Source organism: Ensifer adhaerens (genome assembly GCF_002007205.1).
In the GTDB taxonomy this organism is placed as follows: Bacteria; Pseudomonadota; Alphaproteobacteria; order Rhizobiales; family Rhizobiaceae; genus Ensifer; species Ensifer adhaerens_D.
Genome location: NZ_LAZS01000008.1, coordinates 118,817 through 132,722 on the forward strand (window position 1 = coordinate 118,817; position 13,906 = coordinate 132,722).

Here is a 13,906-nt window from a genome sequence, read left to right on the forward strand (position 1 = left end):
CGCACGCAATGACACGCCACGACATCAGCCCCGAGCGCATCGAGGAAACGATCCGCTGGCGTCATCACCTGCATGCCCATCCCGAGCTTGCCTTCGAGGAACGCCAGACCGCGGCCTTCATCGCCGGCCGGCTTGCCGAATGGGGCATTGCCGTGAAGGACGGTTATGGCGGCACCGGGCTTGTCGGCACGCTCAGGCGTGGCCCGTCGAACCGATCGATCGCCATTCGCGCCGACATGGACGCGCTGCCGATCGTCGAGACGACCGGCGCTGCCTACGCCTCGAAGACGACGGGCAAGATGCACGCCTGCGGCCACGACGGCCACGTCGCCATGCTGCTGGCCGCCGCCCGGCAGGCGAGCGAGATGGACTTCGACGGCACCGTGCATTTCATCTTCCAACCGGCCGAAGAGGCCGAGGGCGGCGCCCGCGTCATGGTCGCCGATGGCCTCTTCCGTGATTTCCCGGCCGATGCCGTCTATGCGCTGCACAACTGGCCGGCGCTCGACGTCGGTTCGGTGGTCGCCCGCGACGATGCGATGATGGCCGCCTTCGGCGTCTTCGAGATCACCATCACCGGTCGTGGCGCCCATGGGGCGATGCCGCACGAGGGTGCCGACCCGCTCGTCGCCAGCGCCCAGATCGTGACGGCGCTGCAGACGATCGCCAGCCGCAACGTCTCGCCGCTCGAGGCCGCCGTCGTCTCCGTCACGCAGATCCATGGCGGCGACGCCTGGAACGTCATCCCTGAGAAGGCGGTGATCCGCGGCACGACGCGCTGGTTCGACAAGGCGGTCGGCGACACGCTCGAAAGCCGCATGGGCACGCTAGTCACGGCGCTTGCCGAGGGTCTCGGCTGCAAGGCCGAACTCGACTATCAGCGGCGCTATCCCGCCACCATCAACGACCCGGCAGCCGCCGCGCTCGCGCGCTCGGTTGCCGCTGCAGACCCTCAATTGACGGTCGTCGACGCGGCCCCGAGCATGGCAGCGGAAGACTTCGCCTTCATGCTCGATGAGCGCCCCGGCTGCTACCTCTGGCTCGGTGCTCGGCGCGAAGGCGCAAACCCCGGCCTGCACTCGCCGCACTATGATTTCAACGACGCGATCATCGGCCAGGGCGTAAACCTCTGGACACGGCTGATCGCGACCTCGCTTGGCCGTTGACCCCAAGGGGATTCCGTCGCATCCATGACTGCCATGGACGTACTCGACGCGAAAGCGCTCAGGATCTTTATGGCGGTTGCGCGCATCGGTTCGATCCGGGGCGCTGCGGAGCATATGGGACTGGCGCCCTCGGTCGTCAGCCGGCAGATCGCCGACACCGAACGCGACATCGGCCTGTCGCTGTTCGAACGCACCGCCCGCGGCACGGTCTTGACCGATGCCGGCGAGCTGGTGCTCGAACACGGCAAGCGGGTGCTTGAGGACAACGGGCTGCTCGCCGAACAGCTCGACCAGATCCGCGGCGTGCAGCAGACCCGCATCCGCATTCGCTGCGGCGAAGGCTTCATGGCCGACCTGGTGGAGAACGGGCTGTCCTCGTTCTCCAAGGCGCATTCCTATGTCCGCTATATCGTCGAGCTCGGCAGCACCGAAGACGTGGTCGACGCCATCGCCAACAGCGACGCCGATATCGGCATCGCCTATACCCCCTTCACCGATCCGCGCATCCGGGCGTTGGCGATCGCCCGCCAGCCACTCTGCGTCATCGTGCCCTCGGGGCACCCGCTCTCGGAGCGCAATGACCTGACGCTCGCCGATTGTCTTGCCGCCCCTTGCGCGCTTCTCGGCAAGGGCAACGGCGTGACGCAGCTGGTGGCGCGGGTGGCGGCCGATGCCGGGCTGGCGCTGGCGCCGCTGCTCGAAACCCATTCGATCGAGGTGCTCCGCCGCTTCGTCGCCGCCGGCCTTGGCGTCACCTTCCTGCCGCGCACGGCGGTCACAGTGGAAATCGCGCGTGGCGCCATGCAGGCGATCGATCTTTCCGATCCGCTGCTGAGCGAGGCGACCGCCCACCTGATGGTGCGCGCCCACCGCCGACTGCCGCTTTCGGTCGAAAAGCTCGGCCGGCACCTGGCGGCCGAAATGCAGTCGTTCAGGGACTGATCGCCCGCCCTTCCCCATCCTCACCATTGCTCCCGACCAACCGCGGCCTCCATTCGCGACCAGTCAGGCGTAGCCGCGCAGCGCCGAAGGACAACGCCGCAGACGTTGCCAAGGCAGCAACGCAATGTACCGGGCGCGCCGTCTACCCGCTCACCACCCCGCATGCCACCTTCGCCCGATCATCAAGATCATTCGAGGGGTAGAGCGGATCATGACGGCGGAACGAACGACAGTGGGCGTGGTGGGAATGGGCGCCATGGGGCTCGGCATGGCGACGACGCTCGCCGGCAAGGGATTTGCCGTCAAAGGTTTTGATCTCTCGGAGGCGCGGCGCGCGCTTGCCGCCGAAGGCGGCGTCACGCCCGTCGAGGCCCTGACTGACGTCTTCTTCGACACCGACTTCATCGTCTTCTCGCTGCCGACCGCCAAGGACGTGGCCGCGGTGGTGGAAGCCAATCTCGAAGCGCTGAAGACAGCCGGCCGGCGCGTCGTCATCATCGACACCTCGAGCTCCGAGCCGGATGTCTCGCGTGATCTCGCCGCAGCCCTTGCCGGCCTCGGCCACGGCTTCATCGACGCGCCCGTCTCCGGCGGTCCGGCAGGTGCCGCAAGCGGCAAGCTGACGATGATGATCGGTGGCAGTGACGCGGACGTCGCCCTTGCCGGCCCGGTGATCGACGCGATGTCGGCCAAGGCGCTGCATGTCGGCCCGAGCGGCGCCGGCAACGTTGCCAAGCTCGTCAACAACCTGCTCGCCGCCGCCCATATGGTGACGACAGGCGAAGGGCTGAAGCTGGCGCTTGCCGCCGGGCTTGATGCGGACGAGGCGCTGAAGGTGCTCAACGCCGCGTCCGGCAAATCGATGATCAGCGAGGTGCATTTCCCGACCTGGGTGATGAACGGCCGCTTCGACAGCGGCTTCACCATGGGCCTGATGCGCAAGGACGTGCGGCTCGCCAGCGAGCTTGCGGCACGCACCGGCGCCGAGCTTCCGCTTGCAAGTGCCGTGGCCAGGCTCTGGGCGGAAAGCCCGCTCGGCAACGCCGAAGACTTCACCCGCATGGGCGCCTTCCGCCCGGTGGCCAACGACAACTGAGACTTGAAGGGAACGACGATGAACGACATGACCATGCCCGCCAAGGCCGAGCGCATACGCGCCCTCTTCCACGGCATCATCCCCGGCACGGAAATCGGCAGCTATGTCGACGGCGCGCTGGTGCCCGGTTCCGGCGATGAACAGAAGCTGACCGATCCTGCGACCGGCGAAGTCTTTGCCACATTCAAGGATGCCGGAAGCGATGTAGTCGATGCGGCGATGCAGGCAGCAGCCCGTGCCCAGCGCGAGTGGATTGCGATGACGGCGTCCGCCCGCGGCCGGGTGATGAACGAGATCGCCCGCAAGATCCGCGAGCGCGCAGGCGAAATTGCCGAGCTTGAAAGCCGGTCGGCCGGACGGCCGATCCGCGACATCCGCGGCGAGGCGGTGCGGGTCGCCGAGATGTTCGAATACTATGCCGGCTGGTGCGACAAGCTGCATGGCGAAGTCATCCCGGTACCGACGTCCCACCTGAACTACACCCGCAACGAACCCGTCGGCGTCGTCGCCCAGATCACGCCGTGGAACGCCCCGCTCTTTACCGGCGGCTGGCAGATTGCGCCGGCCATCTGCGCCGGCAACGGCGTCGTCATCAAGCCGTCGGAACTGACGCCGCTCAGCACCCTGGTGCTCGGCGCCCTCTGCGAGGCCGGCGGCGCGCCGCGCGGCCTCGTCAACGTCATCGCCGGGCAAGGGTTGACGGCGGGCCAGGCGATGGTCGCGCATCCGAAGACGGCACTCGTCGTCTTCGTAGGCTCGGCGCTCGCCGGCTCGGCGATTGCGGCAGCGGCGGCGAAGAACACCGTTCCCTGCATCCTCGAACTCGGCGGCAAATCCGGCAACATCGTCTTTGCCGATGCCGATATCGACCGTGCCATCGTCGGCGCGCAGTCGGCGATCTTCTCGGGCGCCGGCCAGAGCTGCGTTGCCGGCTCGCGCCTGCTCGTGCATCGCTCGGTGCACCAGCAGTTCGTCGAGCGCTATGCTCAAGCGGCCGCGCGCATCCCCGTCGGCGATCCCTATCTCGACACCACGCAGATCGGCCCGATCAACAATGCACGGCAATGGGCGAAGATCGAGGAGATGGTGCGCCAGGGCGTTGCCGAAGGTGCGACGCTTGCAACCGGCGGCGCCAAGCCTTCCGCACTTCAGTCCTCGGGCGGTTTCTATTTCGCACCGACCATTCTCGACAACGTCAAGCCGGACATGACGATCGCCCGCGAAGAGGTCTTCGGCCCGGTCGTCGGCGTCACCGTTTTCGACGACGAGGAAGAGGCGGTGGCTCTCGCCAACGACAACCCCTATGGCCTTGCCGGCGCCGTCTGGACCCGCGATGTCGGCCGCGCCCACCGGGTCGCCTCGAATGTGCGGGCCGGAACCTTCTGGATCAACGGCTACAAGACGATCAGCGTCATGTCGCCCTTTGGCGGCTTCGGACGCTCCGGCTATGGCCGCTCTTCCGGCCGCGACGCGCTGATGGCCTATACCCAGACGAAGAGCGTCTGGGTCGAGACCGCCGAAAATCCGGCCGTCGTCTTCGGCTATTCGCCGGAAGCCTGATCCACGCTACCCCCGAAACGAGGAACGGCCGGCGAAATGCCGGCCGTTCCCTTTTGTGACTGAAGTTCCGCAGGCTCAGAATTCGAATGCGGTCGACACCATGAACGTGCGCGGTGCGCCGGCGGCGAGGAAACCGCGGGCGGACGAGGCCCAGTAGTTCTCGTCGAACACGTTCTGGACGGTCGCCCGGATTTCCACCGGCTTACCGTTTTCACGCTCGAAGGAGTAGCGCGCACCGAGATCGACCCGCGTCCAGTCCGAGACCTTTTGCGTGTTCCTCTGGTCGTAGTACGTGCTGCCGGTATAAACGAGGCGACCGGTGAGCGTCAGGTCCTCGACCCAGGGTGTGTCGTATTCTCCATAGAGGCTGATCGCGGTCGTCGGGACGCCAGGGACACGGTTGCCATCGAACCGCTCTCCTGTTCTCGAGTTCTCTGCCTTATCGAGCTTGGCGTCCATGAAGGTGACGCCACCAAGCAAACGAACGCCGTCAACCGGTTCGCCATAGGCTGACAGCTCGATGCCTCGGTTCACCTGCAGGCCGTCGACGGCGAAGACGCCGCCGGTTGTCAAACCGTTTGGCTGCCTGATCTCGAACAGCGCTGCGCCGAGCATTACTTCGCCGAGGTCGTATTTGAAGCCGATTTCCTTCTGCTTGCTGACAACAGGGGGGAATATCTGGTTGCTGTTCAGAGCGTTGGACGGCGGCGTCGGTCCCTCGGTTAGGGCTTCCACGTAGTTGCCGTAGACAGAGAAGCTGTCGGTGACGTTTACGAGTGCCGCGACAGCAGGGCTGAACCGGCCTTCCTCGTAATAGTAGGTCTGTTGACCGAGCGGCACGGCGCCGGGACGCGTATTGTATCCTCGTACACGCATTTCCTGATAGCGCCCGCCGACCGTCAGCTGGAATCGATCTTCGGCGAACGAAAGCGTATCGGAGATCGCGACGCTGGTCGCGAGTAGGTCCGAAAACGCATGCAGGTCGTTCGAGCGCGGAAGCCCGCCCGTATTGACCCAATCGCTCGGCACATAGATCGGATTGTAGATGTTGGTCATGTAGCTTCTGAAGCCGAGCCTACCCGGATGGAAGTAGCCGCGGTTATTCTCGTTGAGCGCTCGGCTCACAGAAACGCTGAGCTGATGACCGACGGGTCCGGTATCGAACTCCGAGCGGAGACCAACCTCACCCGAGACCCCCTGGATCTCCTGCGGATTGTAGCCGAACTCGGCCAGCGCATCGCCATTGGGATTTTGAATGGTGTAGGACGTGCTCAGGAAGTCCTCGCGGTAACGGCTGATGCCGCCGGCGGCGTAAACAGTGGTGTTGTCCAGCACGTCGAACTCGATGCGACCAGCGACCATGTTGTGCTCGCTGTCGTGGTACTCGAACGGATTGGACGTGTTGATCCGGCCGTCGGGCGCTTCCGGGATTTTGATGCCTGGCGCTGCCGCATTGAACAGCGAGGCTGGCGCATTAATGTTCTGTTTAGAATGGTTGAGATCGAGCGAGGCGCGCACCCGGTCGCCGCGATAGTCGAGCCCGAGCGACAGCACGCCGATCTCGTTCTCGTTGTGATCAAGCGCTGTGTCGCCGCCGCGATAGGAGCCGTTGAAGCGGACGCCCCACTCACCTTCCGGTCCGAAGCGGCGGCCGACGTCGAGATGCGTCCACAGTTGCGAGTCCGAGAGGTAAGTGGTCGTCAGCCGCGTCAGCGGCTCATCGGTGGCGCGCTTGGGCACCAGGTTGATGGTGCCGCCGACGCGGCCGACGCCCCCGTTGACCAGCGTGCTCGGGCCCTTCAGGACCTCGACGCGCTCGATACCCTCAAGGGGGCTGCGGCGCGGATTGGTCAGATAGAAGAGGCCGTCATAGGCTGTATCCAGGTTGGTGACCGAGAAGCCGCGAATGAAGAAGGAATCGCGTTCGCTGAAGGCCGGCGCGTCCGCGCGCACGGACGGATCGTTGAGCGTGATGTCGGCGATCGTTCGCGCCTGCTGATCGCGGATCAGCTTGTCCGTATAGCCGGTGATGCTGAACGGCGTTTCTTTGACAGAACGGTTGCCGAGCGCGCCGAGCCGCGCGCCGGTCGCCATCTGACCGCCGGCATAGGGAGCCGAGGGCTGGCCGATGGTGCCGGTCTCGGGTGGCTGGCCGCCCGTCTGCCCGACCGCCACGATGGGTGCCAGTTTCGTCGCACCGCCCGATTGGCTTTCGGCCTGCGCCGGGGCTTCGACCCGTTTGGTCTTGCGCGTCTCCTGAGCCGACGCCACCACGGCGGACATCGCCAGCAGCGACACGCCCGCCAGCACCACCTTGCCTCGCCGACGCGAAACCGAATTGAACTTGCCCCTTGCCATTCTCTTACCCCTGTAACTTCGATAAACGTGAATTGCGTATCCGCCGCGGTTGTCGGCCAAATTTGGCCGTCGCTCAGAACGCGACGCACGCGCCCTCACCGTTCCTAAAAACGGCGCAAGGCGTCCCCCGGACATTGCGTTCAGTTGCGGTTATTTCGACCGACAGACCGGCCTTGTTCGTAAGAGCTCGCTTCGGCAAAGCGGGAGCGCAACGGGCCCTTCGGTCATTGCAAATTCGGTCGCAGCCATACGGACCGGTCGCCGCAGAAACTGTCGGCGATAACGGGGTATCCCACCTTCGGGAACGCTCTTGGGACTGGGCGACATTGCAATCATCGGCAGTGAAACATGAACTATAACAACGACCTAAAACTTGATTTTTTAGGTCAAGTCTATGCACCTATAGTCGGATTCGGCTTGCCGTCCACGCTTTTTATGCGCGAATTCAGTGGTTAACGGTAAACCGGGCGCCGGTGATGAACGGGAATCGGCCGCGGCCGAGGAAAAGGGAGCGTCCGACGCAGGTCGGTGCGCAGCGCAGCCAACGCCAATGCGGACGCTCCGATCGGAAGCTGCCCTCATGCAAAGGCCGGCAGAAAGCAGGATGATTTGATCGATGTAGCCGCATCCGCGCAAGGTCACCCCCTTCGGACCCACGCGGCTCGCCCGAGTGTCAGGCCCGGAAGCGATCGAAGGCGGTCAGGCGCTTGATCGGCGGATCGGCTTCCTTCCAGCGATAGATCTCCGAGCGCAGGTAGCCGAGCTCGTCCTCGAGCGCTGAATCGGCGACCTCGATCCACCAGGATTTCGGACGGCCGTCGCTTCCGTCAGACCAGCGATAACCGCGCGCCTTCAGATGATCCTTCATGTCGAACGGGCTGTTTTCCGCGAAGATGCGGACGCGCGATCGTTGGCTTGCCTCGTAGAGTTCGGCAAAGGGCGTGTTCCCGGAGCCGCTATCCTTGGCAAGGACTTCGAGCAGGGCGAAACAATCGTCGACCGCCCGGTGGCCATCGTGGAAATAGCCGGCCTGCCCGATCAGATAGCCAAGCTTGGTGCCCTCGAAGCCGCGTGAGGACCAATCGATCTCGGAGACGGAACAGGCCCATGCCTTTCCTTCGAAAACGGGTGAAAAGGCTTCACAAAAAGGACGATCGAAGCCGGCATTGTGGGCGATAACGAGGTCCGCCTTTTCCATCAGCGTCCGCACTTCGTCGAGATCGATCGTCTTTCCCGCGACCATCTCATTGGTAATGCCGGTGAGACGGGTGATCTCGGCAGGGATCGGATTGCTCGGCTGCCGCAGGCCGCCAAAAACGCCCGTCACATCCCCGAGGTTTCCCTTCTCATCGAAGGTAAAAGCGATCAGCCCGATCTCGATGATCTCGTCCTTGCGATGGCTGAGCCCGGTGGTCTCGGTATCGAGGATGACCCCATGCAGCGGAAAGCCGGGGCGAGCAACAGGCACCACGTCGCGCGGCACCAGCCGCTGCAGCAGGCGATAGCGACCCGTCGCCTGAAGGTGACGGACCATATCGTCCTCGGTCAGCGATGCGCGCTTGACCGCCTGTCCACCGCTTGCCTTTTTGGAAGTTGCCTCGTCCGAAACAAAGAGGTCGAACTGCTGCGTCATTCGGTTGTCCCGCACATTAACGACTCACACGTCTGTGTTCCAGAATAGCGGCTAACAGGAATGCTTCCCAGCAAATCGGGAAGAATGATGGGGACTACCGCTTGCGTAAGCCCGAGGGCCGACAGGGCTCAATCACGAAAACGGTGCCTGCCCGAGCCGACACGGCGCCCCCCGGGGCAAAGCAAGGATGGGGAGAACGCCGCTCGAAAAGCCTTCGGCGGCATCTGCCGCCCTGTCCTCGCAAACGCAGAACGGGAACGGCAGTGCCGCAGCAGACATCGCGAGAAGATGAATGTCCCCAGGCAAAATTACTAAATCTGCACGTGTGTGGCAAGAAGGCTACAGCCACACGTATGCGAACCAGCAATAAGTAACACTTATGACTTGCTGGAGTTCTGTTGGTGTCAACCGACCGACGGCAATCGGGGGACAATCCAGACGAAAGACGCGTGTGACGAAGGCCTTGCCTTCTCGCCACGTACGCTTGCGTTTGGCATTCGTGGTGGGGCATTTTTTCGATGGCGTATTCCTGTCGTGACTCTGGGCGAGAAATCGTTGCTCCACGAAGTTCTTCTCCCGTCGCGCAGCCCATGGCCCGCCCCAAGCGCCCGGCAGGTCTGCCCCGTTGGAGCAAGGCGGTCGCCACCTGGCTTGCGACGTTCCTTGTCGCGCTGCTGGTGGCCGGCAACGCCTACGCTCTTTCCACCGCCTGCAATGAGATCAACGCCAATTGGTCGAATGTTTCGCGGGGCGCTCCGGATACGTGGTTCGACGGCTTCTATTCGTCGTTCGATCCGGGTGAGGAACTCACCTATACAGCCATCGTGACCAACAGCAGCGCCTTGGAAAAGAGCCGCGGCAAGGCTGGCGCGTCGTTCGGCGTTTCACAGAACCCCGACTATGACACGAGGCTGGTCGCGCACATCGTCGGTGAGAATGAACCGGATGACTTTACGCGTTCCGGCAGCATCCCGCTCGATCCGGCGCAGTCATACTGGGTGTACGTGGCAGGCGGCGCCGAGAGCGGCGTCGCGACGGTTACGGTCACATGCCGCTCGACGCTGTTGCCGCCCACGGTCACGTCGATCTCGCCTGCATCCGGCCTGACAGTGGACGCGACCGCCGTCACAATCAGCGGCACCGATTTTACCGGCACGACAGGTGTTACTTTCGGCGGAACCGCTGCCACGTCGGTCGTCGTCGTCAGTGCCACGCAGATTACCGCCGTCGCGCCGACCCATGCGGCTGGCGCAGTCGATGTCGTCGTCACCAACCCGGCCGGGACAGGGACGCTTCCCGGAGGGTTCACCTATATCGCGCCATCAATCGACGCGACGCTCAGCCTCCTCTCCCCGAGCACGGGGACACTGTCGCCTTCGTTCGCTTCAACGACGACGAACTATTCCATAAATGTTCCAAACAGCGTCTCGTCGCTGTCCCTGACCTCAACGACCACCGACAGCGGAGCGACCGTCTCCATCAATGGCACTCCGGTCGCAAGCGGCTCGCCTTCGGGCGCGATCAGCCTGGGCGTGGGAATGAACTCCATCTCCGTAACCGTTACCGCGCAGGATCGATCCACTCAGAAGACCTATTCGCTTGTCGTCACGCGCGGCGCACCGTTGTCCCTCGCCCCGCCAGCCGGCACTTTGGCCCAGGGCACCGTCGGGGCATCCTACGACCTGGATTTCATCGCCTCGGGAGGACTGTCGCCCCGGACCTATTCCCTTGCGGCGGGCGCACTTCCGGCCGGGTTGACCCTCTCGTCGGCAGGTGCGCTCTCGGGTACGCCGACGTCAGCCAACACCTTCAACTTTTCGATCACGGCCACGGATGGCCATAACGAGACGATCACGGCGGCGTATACTCTTAAGATCGTGGCACCGACGATTGCACTTTCGCCTGCGACCTTGCCTGCAGCAACGGTCGCCGCTGCCTATAACCAGACGATCACCGCAACGGGCGGGTCCAGTCCCTACAGTTACACAGTGCAATCTGGCTCACTGCCGGCGGGACTGAACTTGGCGAGCAACGGGACACTGTCCGGCACGCCGACGGCTGGAGGAAGTTTCTCGTTCACGGTCATGGCCACCGACGCGTTCGGCAGCATTGGCACGCTGGCCTACACCCTCACCGTCAACGCTCCGACAATCGCCATATCTCCGGCAAGCCTACCAGGCGGCAATGTCGGCGCGGCCTACAGCCAGACCATTCTGGCCAGCGGTGGAACGGCTCCGTATGGTTTTAGCGTCAAGGTTGGCGCATTGCCGCCAGGCATCACGCTTGCCACGGACGGCACCTTGTCGGGCACGCCAACGGCGATCGGCCCTTCCAACGTCACCATTGAGGTCACGGACAGTTCCACCGGTGCTGGCCCCTATTCCGGCACCCAGACCTACACGTTGCAGATCGGGGCACCGGCGATCACGCTTTCGCCTGTGACCTTGCCGGCCATATCGATCGGTGCTGCCTACAATCAGGCGATCGTGGCGACCGGTGGAACCGGACCCTACAGCTATACGATGTCTTCAGGCACAGCCCCGCCCGGGATCGTATTGTTGGGCGACGGAACATTGTCCGGGACGGCAACAGGCAGCGGGAACTTCTCGTTCACCGTCAAAGCGACCGACACTCTCGGCAGCATCGGCACTCAGGCCTACACGGTCGTGGTTGGCGCGCCGACGATCACCTTTTCACCGGCAAGCCTTGTGGCCGGAGAAATAGGTGTCGCCTACGCCCAGCCGGTGACGGCAAACGGGGGAACAGCGCCGTATACCTATTCCCTCGCGTCAGGCACATTGCCAGCCGGCATCACCCTGGCCGCAGACGGCACCCTTTCCGGCACGCCGACAGCGAGTGGGACCTTCAAAGTCACAATTCGTGCCACCGACAGCTCCAGTGGAACCGGCGGCCCCTTTTTCGCCAGTAAAGCCTATACGCTGGTGATTGGCGCGCCCACGATCACGCTCTCGCCGGCGACACTGCCTTCCGCGTCGACGGGCACGGCCTATAGCCAAACGTTGATCGCCAGCGGCGGCGTCAGCCCTTACGGCTATACCGTCACCTCCGGCACGTTGCCGGCAGGCCTCAACCTTGCCGCCAACGGGACGCTCTCCGGCACGCCGACCGCGAGCGGGAACTCGACGTTCGACGTCCGGGCAACCGACGCCCTCGGCAGAACCGGGGCGCAAAGCTATACACTGGCCGTCAGCACTCCGACGATCACAGTGGCGCCTTCGGGACTTGCCGCGGGAACGGTCGGCACCGCCTACAGCCAAACGATCTCTGCCAGCGGTGGCGCGGCACCCTATTCCTATTCGGTGACCGCAGGCACACTTCCGGCGGGGCTCAGCATCGCGGCCGACGGCACCTTGTCAGGAACCCCGACCGCGGCCGGCAGCTCCAACTTCACCGTCACCGCCACGGATGCATATGGCACAAGCGGCTCGTCGGCATACGCCCTGACAATCAAGGCTGCATCGCTGACTTTGTCGTTCGTGCCGGCTGCCGGGGCCTTGCCGGCAGCCATGGCCGGCGAGAACTACAGCGTCAGCATAGCGGCAAACGGAGGTGTTGGCGCGCTGCTCTACGACGTCAGCAGCGGCAGCCTGCCCAAGGGCATGATCCTGAACGTTTCCACCGGCGCGCTGACAGGCCCGCTCGACGCAGACGCGACAATCGGGGAACACAGGTTCACGATCAGGGCAACAGACACTGCCGGCAACAGCGGCACGGCGTCCTATTCCATCACGGTCGAGGCGCGCGAGGTGACAGCGCCCGACAGGACAGTCACCGTTCCCCCCGGCTCTTCGCCGCCGAATGTCTATCTGAACGCTGGCGCGACCGGCGGCCCCTTCACCTCGGCCGCCGTCGCATTCGTCCAGCCGCCGAACGCGGGAAGGGCTGAGATCATCGAAGGTGAACTTGCGGCCGCCGGCAGCTTCACACCGGTCGGATACTATCTGAAGTTCACCCCGAACCCTGCCTTCTCGGGGACCGCCGTCGTCGGCTACAGACTGTCGAGCGCCAGCGGCGCGTCGAACGTCGCCAGCATTTCCTATCGCATCGGCTTTGATCCTCTGCATGTCGCCGATGAAGTCGACCGTCTCGTCCGTGGTTTTGTCGAAACCCGACAGAACCTCATCTCCTCGACGCTGAAGGTGCCGGGTCTGCTCGATCGGCGGAGAAACGCAACGAGCAGCGATCCGGTCACGACGCGCGTGTCGCCGTCAGCCGACGGCATTACGCTTGGTTTTGCCACCAGCCTCTCGCAGATCGAGGCGGCCCGCAAGACCGCCGAAGGCGCCGAAACGCAGGCCGATCCCATGCTCTCGCCCTTCGACGTCTGGATCGACGGCACGTTCCTGATGCACAAGCGCGATCAGAACGACGGCCGGTGGGGCAATTTCGGAATGTTCTCAGCGGGGGCCGACTACCTCATCAACGAAAAGGCACTCGTCGGTCTATCCTTCCATTTCGACCGCATGAGCGACCCGACGGAGGAGGATGCCGAACTGACCGGCAACGGTTGGCTCGCCGGCCCCTACGCCTCGTTCGAGATCGGCAAGGGCGTGTTCCTCGACACGAGCCTGCTCTATGGCGGCTCCTGGAACGACATCGACACGGCGTTCTTCGACGGCTCGTTCGACACGACTCGCTGGCTGTGGGACACCAAGCTGCAGGGACAATGGCTGATCGATGAGGACACGATCCTGACGCCAAAACTCAGGGCGGTTTTCTTCAACGAAAAGGTCGATGACTATAGCGTCTCGAACGGCGCCGGCGGGACCGTATCCCTCGACGGCTTTACCGAGCAGCAGTGGCGCTTCAGCGCCGGTGCGGAAATCGAGCGCAGCTACGAGCTCGAAAACGGCTTGACGCTAACGCCGCGGATGGGCGCCAGCGTCGGCTTTGCCGCACTCGACAACAGCGGTGCTTTCGGCACGTTGTCGGCGGGCGTCGATCTCTCCAACGACATCAACTGGAACCTGGACGCGGCCCTGCTTTTCAACATCGAAGAAGATGGCGAACAGGCCGCTGGCGGCAGAGTGGGGATCAGCGTGCGCTTCTAACGGCGCCATCGAATGGCAGCGGCCTGCGCCGACAGTCCGCCGCACTTTCAGCGCACGCACAGGCTTCCCGGGAAAAACA

At 64.0% G+C, this 13,906-nt stretch carries 7 protein-coding genes; 5 read left to right on the plus strand and 2 right to left on the minus strand.

The annotated features are described in order from the left end of the window. Positions 1–8: 8 nt before the first annotated feature. The 4 genes from XB14_RS18890 (at position 9) to XB14_RS18905 (ending at position 4,764) form a co-directional block, all read left to right on the plus strand. Positions 9–1,166, plus strand: coding sequence for a M20 aminoacylase family protein (locus XB14_RS18890; RefSeq protein WP_077963145.1), 1,158 nt, complete (start codon positions 9–11; stop codon positions 1,164–1,166). A 24-nt stretch (positions 1,167–1,190) separates the two neighbouring features. Beyond that, positions 1,191–2,108, plus strand: a complete 918-nt coding sequence (locus tag XB14_RS18895) for a LysR family transcriptional regulator (RefSeq protein WP_234804083.1) — start codon at positions 1,191–1,193, stop codon at positions 2,106–2,108. Between the two features lie 211 nt (positions 2,109–2,319). Continuing rightward, on the plus strand, positions 2,320–3,204 hold the full coding sequence (locus XB14_RS18900) for an NAD(P)-dependent oxidoreductase (protein ID WP_077963147.1): 885 nt from the start codon (positions 2,320–2,322) through the stop codon (positions 3,202–3,204). A gap of 18 nt (positions 3,205–3,222) precedes the next feature. Continuing rightward, positions 3,223–4,764 carry an aldehyde dehydrogenase family protein gene (locus XB14_RS18905; RefSeq protein ID WP_419178601.1) on the plus strand — a complete coding sequence of 514 codons (1,542 nt, stop codon included), beginning with the start codon at positions 3,223–3,225 and terminating at the stop codon, positions 4,762–4,764. A gap of 75 nt (positions 4,765–4,839) precedes the next feature. On the opposite strand, the gene XB14_RS18910 is transcribed toward XB14_RS18905, so the two are convergent. After that, positions 4,840–7,047 (minus strand): TonB-dependent siderophore receptor, encoded by a 2,208-nt coding sequence (locus XB14_RS18910; RefSeq protein WP_077963500.1) that lies wholly within the window; start codon positions 7,045–7,047, stop codon positions 4,840–4,842. Between the two features lie 748 nt (positions 7,048–7,795). After that, a complete protein-coding gene (locus tag XB14_RS18915; protein ID WP_077963148.1) occupies positions 7,796–8,755 on the minus strand; it encodes a 3'-5' exonuclease in 960 nt (319 codons plus the stop codon). A 590-nt stretch (positions 8,756–9,345) separates the two neighbouring features. Between XB14_RS18915 and XB14_RS18920 the strand changes: the two genes are divergently transcribed. Next, positions 9,346–13,827 (plus strand): putative Ig domain-containing protein, encoded by a 4,482-nt coding sequence (locus XB14_RS18920; RefSeq protein ID WP_179119615.1) that lies wholly within the window; start codon positions 9,346–9,348, stop codon positions 13,825–13,827. Positions 13,828–13,906: the final 79 nt, after the last annotated feature.